At 71.1% G+C, this 17239-nt stretch carries 11 protein-coding genes and 1 tRNA gene; 9 read left to right on the top strand and 3 right to left on the bottom strand.

Going from position 1 to position 17239, the window contains the following annotated elements; translation table 11 throughout:
- The first annotated feature begins 31 nt into the window (after positions 1-31).
- From gltB to ACFS27_RS14665, 5 genes are all read left to right on the top strand, one after another.
- The gene (gene gltB / locus ACFS27_RS14645; RefSeq protein ID WP_449301534.1) at positions 32-4570 is read left to right on the top strand and encodes a glutamate synthase large subunit; all 4539 of its coding nucleotides are present in this window, start codon (positions 32-34) and stop codon (positions 4568-4570) included.
- The gene (locus ACFS27_RS14650) at positions 4563-6053 is read left to right on the top strand and encodes a glutamate synthase subunit beta (protein WP_377184229.1); all 1491 of its coding nucleotides are present in this window, start codon (positions 4563-4565) and stop codon (positions 6051-6053) included. Before gltB ends, ACFS27_RS14650 begins: the two co-directional genes overlap by 8 nt.
- A 70-nt stretch (positions 6054-6123) precedes the next feature.
- Positions 6124-7560 carry a pyruvate kinase gene (pyk, locus tag ACFS27_RS14655; protein WP_377184231.1) on the top strand — a complete coding sequence of 479 codons (1437 nt, stop codon included), beginning with the start codon at positions 6124-6126 and terminating at the stop codon, positions 7558-7560.
- 158 nt (positions 7561-7718) lie between these two features.
- Entirely contained in the window at positions 7719-8855 is a 1137-nt protein-coding gene (locus ACFS27_RS14660; RefSeq protein WP_377184233.1) for a hypothetical protein, read from the top strand.
- Complete coding sequence (locus ACFS27_RS14665) at positions 8759-9400, top strand: RyR domain-containing protein (RefSeq protein ID WP_377184235.1); 642 nt, start codon at positions 8759-8761, stop codon at positions 9398-9400. The genes ACFS27_RS14660 and ACFS27_RS14665 overlap by 97 nt, the downstream gene beginning before the upstream one ends.
- 37 nt (positions 9401-9437) lie before the next feature.
- Here ACFS27_RS14665 and ACFS27_RS14670 read toward each other — a convergent pair.
- Positions 9438-9521: transfer RNA gene (locus ACFS27_RS14670), tRNA-Leu, on the bottom strand.
- An 89-nt stretch (positions 9522-9610) separates the two neighbouring features.
- On the opposite strand from ACFS27_RS14670, the gene ACFS27_RS14675 reads away from it, so the two are divergent.
- A complete protein-coding gene (locus tag ACFS27_RS14675) occupies positions 9611-10264 on the top strand; it encodes an ANTAR domain-containing response regulator (RefSeq protein WP_377184237.1) in 654 nt (217 codons plus the stop codon).
- Between the two features lie 125 nt (positions 10265-10389).
- Positions 10390-11037, top strand: coding sequence for a GNAT family N-acetyltransferase (locus ACFS27_RS14680; RefSeq protein ID WP_377184239.1), 648 nt, complete (start codon positions 10390-10392; stop codon positions 11035-11037).
- A gap of 309 nt (positions 11038-11346) precedes the next feature.
- On the opposite strand, the gene ACFS27_RS14685 is transcribed toward ACFS27_RS14680, so the two are convergent.
- Positions 11347-11730, bottom strand: coding sequence for a PaaI family thioesterase (locus tag ACFS27_RS14685; protein WP_377191041.1), 384 nt, complete (start codon positions 11728-11730; stop codon positions 11347-11349).
- A 64-nt stretch (positions 11731-11794) separates the two neighbouring features.
- On the opposite strand from ACFS27_RS14685, the gene polA reads away from it, so the two are divergent.
- Positions 11795-14524: a DNA polymerase I gene (polA, locus tag ACFS27_RS14690; RefSeq protein WP_449302006.1), complete on the top strand. Its 2730-nt coding sequence runs from the start codon at positions 11795-11797 to the stop codon at positions 14522-14524.
- Positions 14525-14527: 3 nt separating this feature from the next.
- Here polA and ACFS27_RS14695 read toward each other — a convergent pair whose 3' ends face one another.
- A complete protein-coding gene (locus ACFS27_RS14695; protein ID WP_377184243.1) occupies positions 14528-15328 on the bottom strand; it encodes a class I SAM-dependent methyltransferase in 801 nt (266 codons plus the stop codon).
- 226 nt (positions 15329-15554) lie between these two features.
- Here ACFS27_RS14695 and ACFS27_RS14700 point away from each other — a divergent pair, with 226 nt between their 5' ends.
- Positions 15555-17213, top strand: a complete 1659-nt coding sequence (locus tag ACFS27_RS14700) for an ABC transporter substrate-binding protein (protein ID WP_377184245.1) — start codon at positions 15555-15557, stop codon at positions 17211-17213.
- The last annotated feature ends 26 nt before the right edge of the window (positions 17214-17239 follow it).

Here is a 17239-nt window from a genome sequence, read left to right on the forward strand (position 1 = left end):
GCCGACACAGAGGGTTGGGTTGCCCGCGCCGATGACTGGTGCCGGCCTGTACGACCCGGCTGCCGAGCATGACGCGTGCGGCGTCGCCTTCGTGGCGACGCTCCGCGGCACGCCCGGACGCGACATCGTCGATGCCGGGCTGACCGCCCTGCTGAACCTCGACCACCGCGGCGCGGTGGGGGCGGAGGAGGACAGCGGTGACGGTGCCGGGATCCTGACCCAGATCCCCGACGCGTTCATCCGCGACGTGGTGGGCGTCGACCTGCCGCCCGCGGGGATGTACGCCATCGGCACGGCCTTCCTGCCGGCCGACGACGCCGAGCGTGAGGCCGTCGTGCGTCGCGTGGAGGCGCTGGCCGCCGAGGAGAAGCTCGACGTGCTCGCGTGGCGCGACGTCCCGGTGGACGCAGGGATCGTCGGCCCGACGGCGCGCGCCTCCATGCCGGTGTTCCGGCAGATCGTCGTGGCCGACCCGTCGCGTGGCCTGTCCGGGATCGACCTGGACCGCCGCTGCTACCGCCTGCGCAAGCGCGCGGAGAACGAGATCAACCTCTACTTCGCCTCGCTCAGCGCCCGCACCCTGACGTACAAGGGCATGCTGACCACCGCGCAGCTCGAGCCGTTCTTCCCCGACCTGTCCGACCCGCGGTACGCCACGGAGCTCGCTCTGGTCCACTCGCGGTTCTCCACCAACACCTTCCCGTCGTGGCCGCTGGCCCAGCCGTTCCGCCTGCTGGCCCACAACGGCGAGATCAACACGGTGCGCGGCAACCGCAACTGGGTGGCGGCGCGCGAGGGCACCATGGAGTCCGAGGTGCTCGGCGACCTGAAGGCCCTGCAGCCGGTGTGCTCGCCCGGTGCGAGCGACTCGGCGAGCTTCGACGAGGTGCTCGAGCTCCTGCACCTGAGCGGCCGGTCCCTCCCGCACTCCGTGCTGATGATGGTGCCGGAGGCCTGGGAGAACAACACGAGCATGGACCCGGCGCTGCGGTCCTTCTACGAGTACAACTCCAACCTCATCGAGCCGTGGGACGGCCCCGCCTCCCTCACGTTCACCGACGGCACCCTGATCGGCGCCGTGCTGGACCGCAACGGCCTGCGCCCCGGTCGCTGGTGGGTCACAGAGGACGGGCTCGTCGTGCTGGCCTCCGAGGCGGGCGTGCTCGACATCGACCCAGCCACCGTGGTCCGCAAGGGCCGCCTCGAGCCCGGCAAGATGTTCCTCGTGGACACCGGCTCCGGGCGGATCGTCGACGACGAGGAGATCAAGTCCGGCCTCGCCGCCAAGCACCCGTACGGCGACTGGATCCGCGAGCACTCCGTCCACCTCGAGGAGCTGCCCGACCGCGAGCACGTGGCGCACAGCCCGGCGTCGGTCCGGCGGCGCCAGCGCGCCTTCGGGTACACCGAGGAAGAGCTCAAGATCATCCTGACGCCGATGGCGACCACCGGCGGCGAACCGCTCGGCGCCATGGGCTCGGACACGCCCGTCGCGGTGCTCTCGCAGCGTCCGCGGCTCCTGTTCGACTACTTCACGCAGATGTTCGCGCAGGTCACCAACCCGCCGCTGGACGCGATCCGCGAGGAGCTCGTCACGGCCATCGGCAGCGCGATCGGGCCTGAGCCCAACCTGCTCGCCGACCTGCCCGAGCACGCCCGCAAGCTCGTGCTCGGCTTCCCGGTGCTGGACAACGACCAGCTCGCCAAGATCGTGCACGTCGAGCGCGACCGGGAGCTGGAGGGCGTCTTCCACGCCGAGACCATCCAGGGCCTCTACGAGGTCTCGGGCGGCGGCGCCGCACTGCTGGCCCGGCTCGAGGCGATCTTCGCCGACGTCGACCGGTACGTGGAGGAGGGTGCCAGCTTCCTGGTGCTCTCGGACCGCGACGCCAACTCCGAGCTGGCGCCCATCCCGTCGCTGCTCCTGACCAGCGCCGTGCACCACCACCTGGTGCGCAAGCACACCCGCAACCGGGTGTCGCTGGTGGTCGAGGCCGGCGACGTGCGCGAGGTGCACCACGTCGCGCTGCTCATCGGCTACGGCGCGGCCGCCGTGAACCCGTACCTCGCGATGGAGACGGTCGAGGACCTCGCCCGCCGCGGGTACCTGGACGTCACGCCCGAGAAGGCGGTCGCCAACCTGATCAAGGGGCTCGGCAAGGGCGTGCTCAAGGTGATGTCCAAGATGGGCATCTCCACGATCATGTCCTACCGCGGGGCCCAGATCTTCGAGGCCATCGGCCTGTCCCACGACCTGGTCGAGGACTACTTCACCGGTACCACGTCGCGGCTCGGCGGCATCGGCCTCGACGTCATCGCGGCCGAGGTGGCCGCACGGCACGCCGAGGCCTACCCGCCGTCGGGCAACAAGAAGCCGGGCGAGCGCCTCACCACGGGCGGCGAGTACCAGTGGCGCAGGGACGGAGAGGACCACCTCTTCGACCCCGAGACGGTGTTCCGCCTGCAGCACGCCACCCGGTCCGGCCGGATGGACATCTTCCGGCAGTACACGCGGCGCGTGGACGAGCAGTCCAACCGCCTGATGACGCTGCGCGGCCTGCTGCGCTTCAGCCCCGACCGTGAGCCGGTGCCGATCGACGAGGTCCAGCCCGTCAGCGAGATCGTGAAGCTGTTCAACACGGGAGCCATGTCGTACGGCTCCATCTCGGCCGAGGCGCACGAGACCCTCGCGATCGCGATGAACCGCCTCGGCGGCCGGTCCAACACGGGCGAGGGCGGCGAGGACCCGGAGCGGCTCTACGACGACGAGCGGCGTTCGCGCGTCAAGCAGATCGCGTCGGGGAGGTTCGGTGTGACGTCGGAGTACCTGACGCACGCCACCGACATCCAGATCAAGCTCGCCCAGGGCGCGAAGCCAGGTGAGGGCGGGCAGCTGCCCGGGTCCAAGGTCTACCCGTGGGTGGCGCGCACCCGGCACTCGACGCCAGGCGTCGGCCTCATCTCGCCGCCGCCGCACCACGACATCTACTCGATCGAGGACCTGGCCCAGCTGATCCACGACGCGAAGAACGCCAACCCGGCGGCGCGGGTGCACGTGAAGCTGGTCAGCGAGTTCGGCGTCGGCACGGTGGCGACGGGCGTGTCCAAGGCGCACGCCGACGTCGTCCTGATCTCCGGGCACGACGGCGGTACCGGTGCCTCGCCGCTCACGTCGCTCAAGCACGCGGGCACGCCCTGGGAGATCGGCCTGGCCGAGACCCAGCAGACACTCGTGCTCAACGACCTGCGCGACCGCATCGTGGTGCAGGTGGACGGCCAGATGAAGACCGGTCGTGACGTGATCGTCGCGGCGCTGCTGGGGGCCGAGGAGTTCGGCTTCGCGACGGCGCCCATGGTCGTGTCCGGCTGCATCATGATGCGGGTGTGCCACCTCGACACGTGCCCGGTCGGCGTCGCGACGCAGAACCCCGAGCTGCGCAGCCGGTTCACCGGCAAGCCGGAGTTCGTCGTGAACTTCTTCGAGTTCATCGCCCAGGAGGTGCGCGAGCACCTCGCGGCGCTCGGCTTCCGCAGCCTCGAGGAGGCAGTGGGCCAGGTGCAGGTGCTCGACACCCGCAAGGCCGTCGACCACTGGAAGGCACAGGGCCTCGACCTGGCTCCGGTGCTGGCACAGCCGCAGCTCAAGGACGGTTCGTCGCTGCGCCACACGACGGCGCAGGACCACGGCCTGGCCAGGGCGCTGGACAACCAGCTCGTCAAGGCCGCGGCCCCTGCGCTCGAGCGGGGAGAGGCCGTCAAGATCGAGCTGCCCGTCCGGAACGTCAACCGTACGGTCGGCACCATGCTCGGCCACGAGGTGACCAAGCGCTACCGCGGCGCAGGCCTGCCCGACGACACCATCGACGTCACCCTCACCGGGTCCGCCGGCCAGTCGCTCGGCGCGTTCCTGCCCCGCGGCATCACGCTGCGGCTGTTCGGCGACGCCAACGACTACGTCGGCAAGGGCCTGTCGGGGGGCCGGATCGCGGTGCGGCCGGACCGGTCGTCCGTGCTCGACGGCGGCAACGTCATCGGTGGGAACGTCATCGGCTACGGCGCCACGTCCGGCGAGGTCTACCTGCGCGGTCGCGTAGGGGAGCGGTTCGGCGTGCGCAACTCCGGCGCCACCCTCGTCGCGGAGGGCGTCGGCGACCATGCCTGCGAGTACATGACGGGCGGCACGGTGCTGGTGCTCGGCCCCACGGGCCGCAACGTCGGCGCCGGCATGTCCGGCGGCACCGCGTACTTCCTGGACCTCCGGGTCTCGCGGGTCAACCAGGCGGCGCTGGAGGCGGGCGAGCTCGCCCTCGAGCCGCTTGACGACGCCGACTGGGAGACCGTGCGCGGGCTGCTGGACCGGCACCGCGCCGAGACCGGGTCGACCGTGGCAGCCGAGCTGCTCGACGACCCCGCCCTCGCGCGTGGCCGGTTCAGCCGCATGCTGCCGCCCGGCTGGGCGCGTGTGCGCCTGGCCCTCAGTGAGGCGGAGGCCGCAGGCGCCGACGTCTCAGGCAAGACCCAGTGGGACCCGTCCGTCTGGGACCAGATCATGGAGGTGGCACGTGGCTGACCCCAGGGGATTTCTCAAGGTCCGGGAGCGGGAGCTCCCGCCGAACCGGCCCGTCGAGGTCCGGCTGCGCGACTGGAAGGACACCCACGCGCACCGGGTCGAGGACCAGCCGTACCTCTCCGGGATGTTGAAGGAGCAGGCGGGCCGCTGCATGGACTGCGGCGTGCCGTTCTGCCACCAGGGCTGCCCCCTGGGCAACCTGATCCCGGACTGGAACGACCTGGTCTGGCGTGGCCAGTGGGCCGACGCGATCGACCGCCTCCACGCGACCAACAACTTCCCGGAGTTCACGGGCCGCGTGTGCCCGGCGCCGTGCGAGTCGTCCTGCGTGCTGAGCATCAACCAGCCGGCGGTGACGATCAAGAACGTCGAGGTGTCGATCATCGACGAGGCGTTCGCCCGCGGGCTGGTCACGCCGCACGTGCCGGAGCGGCTCACGGGCTCGACGGTCGCCGTCGTCGGCTCGGGGCCCGCCGGCCTTGCCGCGGCGCAGCAGCTGACCCGCGCCGGCCACACCGTCGTCGTGTACGAGCGGGACGACGCCGTCGGCGGACTCCTGCGCTACGGCATCCCGGACTTCAAGCTCGAGAAGCTGCACATCGACCGCCGTCTGGCGCAGATGGAGGCAGAGGGCACGCGTTTCCGTACGGGCATCACGATCGGCAAGGACATGAGCTGGGACGCCCTGCGCCGCCGGTTCGACGCCGTCGTGGTCGCCACCGGCGCGACCGTGCCGCGCGACCTGGCCCTGCCCGGCAGGGACCTGGCAGGCATCCACTTCGCCATGGACTACCTGACGCCCGCCAACCACGCGGTGCGCGCAGGCACGCCGGAGGTCCTGCCCGAGGGCGCGCCGTCGGCGGCGGGCAAGCACGTGGTGATCATCGGCGGCGGCGACACCGGGTCGGACTGCCTCGGCACCGCGCTGCGCCAGGGTGCCGCGAGCGTCACCACGCTCGCGATCGGCAAGATGCCGCCGACCGAGCGCCCGGCGAACCAGCCGTGGCCGACCGACCCGATCCTGTTCGAGGTCTCGACCTCGCACGAGGAGGGCGGTGAGCGCACCTACCTGGCGTCAACGGTGGAGTTCCTGCCGGACGCGGACGGCAACGTCCGTGCCCTCAAGGTCGCGGAGACCCAGTACCTGCCCGACGGCCGCAGGGCCGCCACGCCCGGCACGGAGCGCGAGATCCCGGCGGACCTCGTGCTCGTGGCGATGGGCTTCACCGGCCCGGAGACCGGTGTGCTCGAGGAGCAGACCGGCATCGAGATCACCGAGCGTGGGTTGGTCGCCCGCGGCGACGACTACGCTGCAAGCCTGCCTGGAGTTTTTGTGGCCGGCGACGCCGGCCGCGGGCAGTCCCTCATCGTGTGGGCCATCGCGGAGGGCCGTGCTGCGGCCGCCGCGGCTGATACCTACCTGCAGGGCAGCACCGAGCTGCCTGCCCCGGTGCGTCCGCGCACGCTCGCTCTGCGGTCGTGACCGGAGAACCCGCCCGGGAGTTGTTCACCCCCACAGGGCGCTGCGGCGCCCACCTGCCTAGGCTGGAGACATGCGCAGAGCCAAGATCGTGTGCACCATCGGACCCGCTACAGAGACGCCGGAGAAGCTCCGGGAACTCGTAGACGCCGGCATGAACGTGGCGCGGATCAACCGCAGCCACGGTGAGCAGGAGGCGCACGCGGCGGTCTACCGTCACGTGCGTGAGGCCGCGAAGGCGGCCGGAAAGTCGGTCGCCGTGCTCGTCGACCTCCAGGGCCCCAAGATCCGGCTCGGCCGGTTCGCCGGGGACGAGAAGCACTTCCTGAACAAGGGCGACACGTTCACCATCACCACCGAGGACATCCTCGGTAGCCGGGAGATCGTGTCGACCACCCACAAGGGCCTGAACCAGGACGCCAAGGTGGGCGACCCGCTGCTGATCGACGACGGCAAGGTGCGCGTGCGCGTCACCGCCGTCGAGGGTCCGCGGGTCATCACCGAGGTCGAGGTGCCTGGCCCCGTCTCGAACAACAAGGGCATCAACCTGCCCGGGGTCGCGGTCTCCGTGCCGGCCCTGTCCGACAAGGACGAGTCGGACCTGCGCTGGGCGCTCAAGCTCGGTGCCGACTTCATCGCGCTGTCGTTCGTGCGGTCCGCCAAGGACTACGAGGACGTCCGCCGGGTGATGGAGGAAGAGGGCCGCACGGTCCCCGTCATCGCCAAGATCGAGAAGCCGCAGGCCGTGGAGAACCTCAACGAGGTCATCGCGGCGTTCGACGGCGTCATGGTGGCGCGCGGTGACCTCGCGGTCGAGATGCCGCTGGAGCAGGTGCCGCTCGTGCAGAAGCGCATCGTCGAGATGGCGCGGCGCAACGCCAAGCCGGTCATCGTCGCCACACAGGTGCTCGAGTCCATGACGACGTCGCCCACGCCGACCCGCGCCGAGGCGTCGGACTGCGCCAACGCGGTGCTCGACGGCGCCGACGCCGTGATGCTGTCCGGTGAGACCTCGGTGGGCGACTACCCGATCGTCACCGTCGAGACCATGGCCCGGATCATCGAGGCGACGGAGGAGGCGGGCCGGGAGCGCATCGCGCCGCTCGGTTCCACGCCGCACACGCGTGGCGGTGCCATCACGCGCGCCGCCGCAGAGATCGGCGAGACGCTCGGGGTCAAGTACCTCGTGACGTTCACGCAGTCCGGTGACTCCGCACGCCGGATGTCCCGCCTGCGCTCGTCCATCCCGCTGCTCGCCTTCACCCCGGAGCAGCACGTGGCCAACACCCTCGCGCTCACCTGGGGCACCTCGGAGTACCTGGTGCCGAAGGTGGAGAACGTCGACGCGATGGTCGACCAGGTCGACCGGACGCTGCAGGACCAGGGCCTCGCCGAGAAGGGCGACCTGGTGGTCGTCGTCTCGGGTGCTCCGGTCGGCGTGCCCGGCACGACGAACTCCATCCTGGTGCACCGCATCGGCTCGCACGTCGACGGCTACAGCACGCCCTGACGACGGGTGGCAGCACGGTCTGACGACGGTTGACGGCCGGCTCGTCCCGGCCGGACCGAACGGGCCCGGACACCCTTGGCGGGGGGTCCGGGCCTTCTCGTGCCCGGGGGAGTGGTCCGTGACCGCCCGCTGGGAGAGATGTCGCTATTGTTCCGGACGTGACCCGCACCTCCTTCCCCTGGTCCCGGCTCGGCTTCGCCGCCCTCGTCGTGATCTCGCTCGGCCTCGGGTGGTGGGGCCTCGCGCTCGACACCAGCCACCAGCCCGGCCGCACCTGGTACGACGTCGTCTACCACGACCTCCAGCTCTTCGTGATGGGCGCCGACCCCGCCAGCGGCGGCGGCCCGCTCTCCTGGCAGCTCCAGGTGGCCCGGTTCCTCGCACCGGCCACGGCCGTCTATGCCCTGCTCGAGGCGGCGCGCGCCCTGTTCACGGGAGAGATCCGCCGGTTCAGGGACCGGCGTGCGCGCGGCCACGCGATAGTCGTCGGGGAGACCGACGCCGCGGACACCGTCACCGCAGCCCTGGAGGCCGCGGGCCACCGGGTGCTGCGCACCGCTGACGCAGCGGGACTCGGCGGTGTGGGGCTCGCCGGCGCGACGGTCCTGTACGCGTGCAGGGACGACACGGTGGACGCCACCGCGAACGTGCTGACCGTTGCCGAGGCGGAGAACGCCGTCCGTCGTGCCGGCAGCGGACCCGACCGCCTGTACGCCCACGTCAGCGATCCCGACCTCGGCGTGGCGCTCCAGGCCAGGCATCTGAGCTGTGCCGAACCGGGCGTCGACTTCTTCACGCTCGACGTCATCGCCGCGCAGGCGCTCGCCGCCCGCGAGGTGCGCCGCATGGTGGGCGGCCCGGACGGCCCGGCCGCGCGGACCCGTGTCGCGGTGGTGGGCTCGGGCGAGTTCGCCAAGGCTCTCGTCGTGGGGCTGGCTCGCGAGTGGGAGCTCGCGGGCGACGGGGCACGCCTGACGGTCGACCTGGTGGCTGACGACGCCGAGCCGGTCGCAGAGGCGCTGCGGGCCCGCTGGTCGCCCGTCGCGCAGACGATCGCGCTGCGCGCTGCGCCGGCGCTCGGCGCGCGGGCAGCCTCGGGGTGCCGGACGTCGTCTACGTGTGCCATGCCTCCGACGGCGCGTCGCTGCGTGTGGCCCTCACGGCCACGAGGCTGTGGCACGGCGGGCCTGGTTCCCTCGTGCTCCTGCTCGACGGCCTCGCGGAGCTGTCCGGCGCCTTCGGTGCGGAAGCGTCCCGGGTCCTCGACGACCTGGACGGGCGGCTGCGTACCGTGACCATGCGGGACCTGCTCGCCGACGTCCAGCGCGAGGAGGCACGCGCGCACGCCGACATGTACGAGCGGATCGCGCGCTCCGTGCACCACGTGTACCTGCGCAACCAGCTGGAGCGCGGCGTCGGCTGGGGCGAGGTCCCTGCGATGGTGCGCTGGGAGGACCTCCCGGAGGCGCTGCGGGCCTCCAACCGTGGCTGGGTGGTCGGGCTGCCGGAGCGCCTTGCGCGGATGGGCGCGACGATCGCGCCGCGCGAGGGTGCCTCCGAGGTCGTGTTCGAGGGGGCGGAGCTCGAGCAGCTCGCCGAGGCGGAGCACGAGCTGTGGGAGTCCGTGCGGGTGCAGCAGGGCTGGCGTGGCGGGCCGGTGCGGGACGACGCGGCCAAGGTGCACCCGATGATCGGCGTGCCGTGGTCGGAGCTGCCCGAGGCGAACCGGGAGAAGGACCGTGACGTGGTGCGGCTCCTGCCCGAGATCCTCGCGGAGTTCGGGCTGGAGGTCGTGCGGTACGGCCAGGACCGGCTGCTGGAGGCCTCCGTCGAGGTCTGATCCTGCATCTCGGCCAGGCCAAGGGAAGTGCGTGGTGTGCCGGGTGTGGGACTCGAACCCACACGCCCTCGCGGGCAGCGCTTTTTGAGAGCGCCGCGTCTGCCTGTTCCGCCAACCCGGCTCGCTGCACCGCAGCGTCGTGCAGCAGACATCGAACCACACGTCGGTCCAGGCCCCAAGCCCGGGTGTGCGCGACGTAGGATGTTCTCCGTGACCGACGAGAACACCGAGAAGCTTTCCCTGGACCTGCCCCCGATGATCGACGCCGAGCCGGAGGCAGCTCCCGCCAACCCGTCCCGCCGCGCTGTCGTGGCCGAGGACGAGGCCCTCATTCGCATGGACGTCGTGGAGACCCTGCGCGAGGCGGGGTTCGACGTGGTGGGTGAGGCCGGCGACGGCGAGACTGCTGTGAACCTGGCGATCGAGCTGAAGCCCGACGTCGTCGTGATGGACGTCAAGATGCCCGAGCTGGACGGGATCTCCGCCGCCGAGCGCATCGGCAAGGCCCACGCGGCCCCTGTGGTGTTGCTCACGGCGTTCTCGCAGACCGAGCTCGTCGAGCGCGCCCGCGACGCCGGCGCCATGGCGTACGTGGTGAAGCCCTTCACCCCGGCCGACCTCCTGCCCGCCGTCGAGATCGCGATCTCGCGCTACTCGCAGATCGGCGCACTCGAGGCCGAGGTCGCTGACCTCACCGAACGCTTCGAGACCCGCAAGCGCGTGGACCGTGCCAAGGGCCTCCTGATGACCAAGATGGGCCTGTCGGAGCCGGAGTCGTTCCGCTGGATCCAGAAGACGTCGATGGACCGTCGCCTCACCATGCGCGAGGTCGCGGACGCCGTCATCGAGCAGGTCGGGTCCTGACCCGGACGGACGTCTGGAGCGGGTGAAATTTCGGTCGGCGTGTTTGCTGTCGACCGGGTGAGGACTAGTCTCGGCGCTCAGCCGGGCTTGTCGTCCGGAACCCCAGATCCCGGAAGGAGATGAGCGTGCTCGAGATACGCCCCGCCCGCGAGGACGACCTGCCGGCCGTCGCCGCACTGGCCGTCGAGGCGCGTGACGACTCACCGACCGGGGCCCAGCTCGGAGCCCAGGACTCCGGCCGGCTGCTGGAGCACCTCAGCGTGCTGCTCGCGGCCGGAGGGCACGTACTGGTCGCCGAGCACAACGGACAGGTCGTCGGCGTCATCCTCGGCCGGGTCGTCGCCGCCTACCTCTTCGCGTACCGCGCGAGCCTGTACCTCGACATGCTCTTCGTGGCGCCACGAGCGCGCCGCCACGGCATCGGGCACGCACTCCTCCGCGCGGCCGCCGATCTCGCGGCCCAGCACGAGTGCGACGACATCTACTCAGCCCCCGTGCCAGGCAACCGTGGGGTGCAGCGGTTCCTCGCCCGGCTCGGCTTCGCCCCCGCGGCAGGGCACCGCGTGGTGTCGGTCGCGGCGCTCCAACGGCGCCTCGCGACCGACGCAGCGGCACGCGACGGCGCGCGCGCCGGTCGCCGGTCCGCCCGCGCCGGCCTCGAGGACCTCATCGCCCGGCGCCGTCGGGCCCGGTCCGTCATGGAGTCAGGGCCCATCGACATGCGCCCGGTGGGCGGCGGCGCCCCGTCGCGCCGCCCGGCGAAGGCCGGCTGAGCCCGCACCCTCGCTTCAGGCGAGCGGCTCAGGCTCTGCTTGTCGTCGGGTATGTCGTCGGCCAGAGCGTGCGGTTCCGCTCCGGGCGGGTGCCTCGTCCCTCGGCCCCCACCCTGCGCTGCACCTCCGGCTTTGCTCCGCTGTTGTCGGCTAGAGCCTGCGGTTCCGCTCCGGGCGGGTGCCTCGTCCCTCGGCCCCACCCTGCGCTGCACCTCCGGCTCTGCTCCGCTGTTGTCGGCTAGAGCCTGCGGTTCCGCTCCGGGCGGGTGCCTCGTCCCTCGGCCCCCACCCTGCGCTGCACCTCCGGCTCTAGCCGAGGATCAGGCAGGTCAGGCGCGCGGTGCACACCCGCTTGCCCGCGTCGTCGGTGATGACTATCTCGTAGGACGCCGTCGTGCGGCCCAGGTGGACCGCCGTGGCCGTCCCTGTGACATAGCCCTCGCGGGCACCGCGGTGGTGCGTGGCGCTCACCTCGATGCCAACGGTCTTCTTGTCCGGGCCTGCGTGCGCCTGCGCGGCGAGCGAGCCGAGCGTCTCGGCGAGGACCACCGACGCGCCGCCGTGCAGCAGGCCCGCCGGCTGGGTGTTCCCCTTGACGGGGATCCGGCCGACCGCGCGGTCCGGTGCGAGCTCCAGCAGCTCCATCTCCATGCGCTCGAACAGCGTGCCGGTCGTGCCGGCGGCACCGTACATCGCCTTCCAGTCGATCTCGGTACCTGAGGGCGTCGCGGAAGCGCTCGTGTCAGTCATGCGGGCTATGTTGTCAGGCGTGACCTCCACCGTGCCAAGCCGTACTCCGGACAAGCCTTCATCAGGCCGCCCCCGTCTCCTGCTGATCGATGGCCACTCGATGGCCTATCGGGCGTTCTACGCGCTGCCCGACACCCTCGCGACCAGCTCAGGACAGATCACCAACGCCGTCTACGGCTTCACGTCGATGCTGACGAACCTGCTGCGTGACGAGCAGCCCACGCACCTGGCCGTGGCGTTCGACGCGGGCCGGGTCACCTTCCGTACCGAGCGCTTCCCCGAGTACAAGGGCACGCGCCTCGCCACGCCGGACGCGTTCAAGGGCCAGGTCCCGCTCATCAAGGAGGTGCTGGACACCCTGAACGTCGCGTCGATCGAGATGGCCGGCATCGAGGCGGACGACATCCTCGCGACCCTCGCCCTGCAGGCAAAGGCCGCTGGCATGGAGGTGCTGGTGTGCTCGGGCGACCGCGACACGCTCCAGCTGGTGAACGGCGACGTCACGGTCCTGTACCCGAAGAAGGGCGTGTCCGAGCTGGCCCGCATGGACCCCGCGGCCGTCGAGGCGAAGTACGGCGTGCCGCCGGAACGCTACCCGGACCTCGCGGCACTCGTCGGCGAGACCAGCGACAACCTGCCGGGCGTGCCCGGCGTCGGGCCCAAGACCGCGGCCAAGTGGATCACCGCGCACGGCGGCCTCGCCGCCCTCCTGGACGCCGCCGACGAGATCAAGGGCAAGGCCGGCGAGAGCCTGCGTGCCCACCTCGACCAGGTGCGGGTCAACCGGGAGCTGAACGCGCTGCTGACCGACGTCGAGCTGCCGCTCGGCGTGGCCGACCTCGCCCTCGAGGGCTTCGACCGGGAGGCCGTGCACCTGGTCTCCGACACCCTGCAGTTCGGCCAGCTGCGCGACCGTCTCCTCGCCGTCGACCCCTCCGGTGCCGCGGTGGAGGAGACCCCAGTGGCAGCAGGAATCGAGCTCGACCTGGCCGACGTCGCGCCGGGCGCCCTCGGCACCTGGCTCGCCGCCCGCTCGGAGCGCGTGGGCGTCGAGGTGGCAGGCAAGACGGTCGCCGGCGGCGGCGACGCCTGGGCCGTCGCCGTGGCGGAACCAGGTGGGGAGGCCGCCTACCTCGACCTCACCCAGCTGGGCGCCGACGACGAGAAGGCCCTCGCGGCCTGGCTGGCCGACCCGGTGGCGCCCAAGATCCTGCACGGTGCGAAGGCAGCTGCGCACATGCTCGCCGCACGGAACATGGACCTCGCGGGCGTCACGTTCGACACCGAGCTCGCCGCGTACCTGTGCTACCCCGACCAGCGGGGCTACGATCTGGGCGACCTCGCGATGCGTCACCTGGGCAGGGAGCTCAAGGTAGCGGAGCCCGACGGCGCCCAGGGTGCTCTCGACCTCTCGCTCGAGGGCGAGGCGGAAGGTCAGGCGGAGGCCGTGCGCGCCCACGGTGTGGCCGAGCTCGCCACGGCGCTGGAGGGCGAGCTCGCCGATCGCGGCGCGACCCACCTTCTTGACGACGTCGAGCTGCCGCTGTCGGGCGTGCTGGCGCGGATGGAGCGCATCGGTATCGCCGCCGACACGGAGTACCTGACCGGCCTGGAGCGGCAGTTCGCCGAGGGGGTCGCGGACGCCGCCGCCGAGGCGTACGCCGTGATCGGCCGGGAGGTGAACCTCGGCAGCCCCAAGCAGCTCCAGGAGGTGCTGTTCGACCAGCTGGGCATGCCGAAGACCAAGAAGATCAAGACCGGATACACGACCGACGCGGCGAGCCTGCAGGACCTGTTCGTCAAGACGGAGCACCCGTTCCTCGCCCACCTGCTGGCGCACCGCGACGTGTCCCGGCTGCGTACCACCGTCGAAGGGCTGCTCAGGTCGGTCGCGCCCGACGGCCGCATCCACACGACGTTCCAGCAGACGATCGCCGCAACCGGCCGCCTGAGCTCGACGGACCCGAACCTGCAGAACATCCCGATCCGCACGGAGGCCGGCCGGCAGATCCGGCGGGCGTTCCAGGTCGGTGCCGGGTACGAGTCGCTGCTGACCGCGGACTACAGCCAGATCGAGATGCGGATCATGGCGCACCTGTCGGGCGACGTGGGTCTGATCGCGGCCTTCAACTCGGGGGAGGACCTGCACCGGTACGTGGGCTCACGCGTGTTCGAGGTGGCGCCCGCCGACGTGACGCCCGAGATGCGGTCCAAGATCAAGGCGATGTCGTACGGCCTGGCCTACGGTCTGAGCGCGTTCGGCCTGTCGCAGCAGCTGAACATCGCCACGGGCGAGGCACAGACCCTGATGGACGACTACTTCGAGCGGTTCGGGGGCGTGCGCGACTACCTGTCCGGCGTGGTCGAGGAGGCGCGCGCCACCGGGTACACCGCCACCATCCTCGGCCGGCGGCGTTACCTGCCCGACCTGACGAGCGACAACAGGCAGCGCCGGCAGATGGCGGAGCGCATGGCGCTCAACGCGCCCATCCAGGGCAGCGCAGCGGACATCATCAAGCTCGCGATGCTCAAGGTTCAGCACGAGCTCGACACCCGCGGCCTCAGCTCACGCCTGCTGCTGCAGGTGCACGACGAGCTCGTGATCGAGGTGGCGCCGGGGGAGCGGGCCGCCGCAGAGGACGTCCTGCGCAGCCAGATGGGCGCCGCGTTCGTGCTCAACGTGCCGCTGGACGTCTCGGTGGGCACGGGGTCGACCTGGCACGAGGCGGGCCACTGACCCTCACGGCGACTCGGTGACAAACACCGCAGTGCCCGGCAGGTAGCGGCCGCGTTCCGGGCCCCACCCGCCCCAGACCTGGTCGTTCCACTCCGGCCACTCGGGTTCGACCAGGTCGACGAGGCGCAGCCCGGCGGCCGCGACGTCGCGCACATGGTCGCCGACCGTGCGGTGGTACTCCGCGTACCGGACGTGGCCCGCTGCGTCGGTCTCCACGTAGGGGCGGCGGTCGAAGTACGAGCGGGACGCCGTCAGGCCGCGCCGGGTCGGGTCGTCGGGGAACGCCCACCGCAACGGGTGGGTCACCGAGAACACCCAGCGCCCGCCGGGGCGCAGCACCCGGGCCGCCTCGCGGTGCACCGTGCCGGCGTCGGGCACGAAGGGCAGGGCGCCGAACGACGTGAACACGACGTCGAACGAACCGTCGGCGAACGGGAGCGCCCGCGCGTCCGCCTGCACGCGCGGCACGGCGACGCCCGTGGCGGTGTCGAGGCGCTCGGCCCCCGCGAGCATGCCCGCCGAGTAGTCGGTGGCGACCGCGCGCGCCCCCCGTGCGGTGAGCCAGCGCGAGCAGTGCGCGGCCCCTGCGCCGACCTCCAGCACGTCGCGCCCCGCGACCTCGCCGAGCAGGCCGGCCTCCGCCTCGGTCAGGCCCTCGGGGCCCCAGCGGAACCCGGCGTCGCCGAGGAAGTCGCGGTGCTCGTCGAGGTACTCGTCGGCGTTCGCGTCCCACCAGGTCCGGGCGGCGCGGCCGTCGTCGGCCACCTCGCGGTAGCCGAAGGACACGGGCTCGTCGTTGCTCACGGGGCAATCATCGCGCCTGCCCGCTCTCTATGGCTTCATGCGACCGCGTCTATGGGTCGTCGCCAAATACCACAGCCGTGGCGATAACGAAAGGGTCACGATTAGATTCCGGTCAGGGAAGCGAAATACGCAGGCAACGAGAACGCTCCTAAGGTCAGGCGCAAACGTCTGCGTGTCGTCGTGTCCGAACCCGGGCTCGCCGATGCGCTCGAGGAAGGAGAGTGCCATGCGTCGACGCGCTACGCGCCTTGCGGGCGGCGTCACCCTGGTGACTGCGTTCGCAGTGGCTCTGAGCGGTTGTGTCGCCAGCGAGCGGGACGCCGAAGGCGGTGAGGGCGGGGGCAATGGCGGAGACGGCACGTTCGTGTTCGCCGGATCGGCAGAGCCCAGCTCGCTCGACCCCGCGTTCGCCAGCGACGGCGAGACGTTCCGGGTCGCCCGCCAGATCTTCGAGGGTCTTGTCGGCGTCGAGCCGGGCACCGCGGACCCCGCTCCGCTCCTCGCGGAGAGCTGGGACGTCAGCGAGGACGGTCTGGAGTACACGTTCCACCTCAAGGAGGACGTGAAGTTCCACGACGACACGGACTTCAACGCCGAGGCCGTGTGCTTCAACTTCGACCGCTGGCACGACTGGACCGGTCTTGCCGCGCACGAGAACCTCTCGTACTACTACAAGGTCGTCTTCGGCGGTACGGGCGAGGACAGCCTGTACGAGTCCTGCGAGGCGTCCGACGATGCGACCGCCGTCGTCACGCTGAAGGAGCCGATCCCTGAGCTGGTCCCGGCGCTCTCGCTGCCGTCGTTCGCCATGCAGTCGCCCACGGCGCTGGAGGAGTTCGGTGCTGACGAGGTGGAGGGCACGTCCGACGCCCCCAAGCTCACCGAGTACGGCAAGGAGCACCCGGTCGGCACCGGGCCCTACGAGTTCAAGGAGTGGAAGAGCGGCGAGAGCGTGACCCTCACCGCCAACGACACCTACTGGGGCGAGATCGCCGACGTCAAGACCATCGTGTTCACGGTGATCGCCGACGGCACCGCGCGTCGCCAGGCGCTCGAGGCCGGTGACATCGACGGCTACGACCTGGTCGCGCCCGCCGACGTCGACGCGCTCAAGGAAGCCGACTACACGATCCTCGACCGCGATGCGTTCAACATCCTGTACCTGGGCATGAACCAGGCGCAGGAGCCGCTGGACGACATCAAGGTCCGCCAGGCGATCGCGCACGCGATCGACAAGGACGGCCTGGTCCAGGCCGCGCTGCCGGAGGGCACCGAGCCCGCCACGCAGTTCGTGCCGGAGATCGTCACCGGGTTCAGCGAGAACGTGCAGACCTACGAGTACGACCCGGAGAAGGCGAAGGCGCTCCTCAAGGAGGCCGGGCAGGAGAACCTCGAGATCGAGTTCAACTACCCCACCGAGGTCTCGCGTCCCTACATGCCGGACGCCGCCGCGATCTTCGAGGCGATCTCCGCGGACCTCGAAGAGGTGGGGATCACGAGCAAGGCGACCCCGGAGCCGTGGAGCCCGACCTACATCGACACCATCCAGGGTGGCGAGAAGCACGGCCTGCACCTCCTGGGCTGGACGGGTGATTACAACGACACCTACAACTTCATCGGCACCTTCTTCGGCGCGAAGTCCCTCGAGTGGGGCTTCGACGACCCGGAGGTGTTCCAGGCGATCAAGGACGCCCGCAACGCTCCCCTCGAGGAGCAGGAGGCCGCCTACATGAACGCCAACGAGGTGATCATGGAGGCCCTGCCGGGCGTGCCGCTGGCGAGCCCCGTGCCGTCGCTCGTCGTCGCTCCGGAGGTCGAGGGCTACCCGATCTCCCCGGTGCAGGACGAGGTGTACAACGTCATCACTCTCGGCGGGGGCGAGTAAGGTTCCCCTCCGAACCACCTAGGGAC

The organism is Promicromonospora vindobonensis (assembly GCF_042685865.1).
In the GTDB taxonomy this organism is placed as follows: Bacteria; Actinomycetota; Actinomycetes; order Actinomycetales; family Cellulomonadaceae; genus Promicromonospora; species Promicromonospora vindobonensis.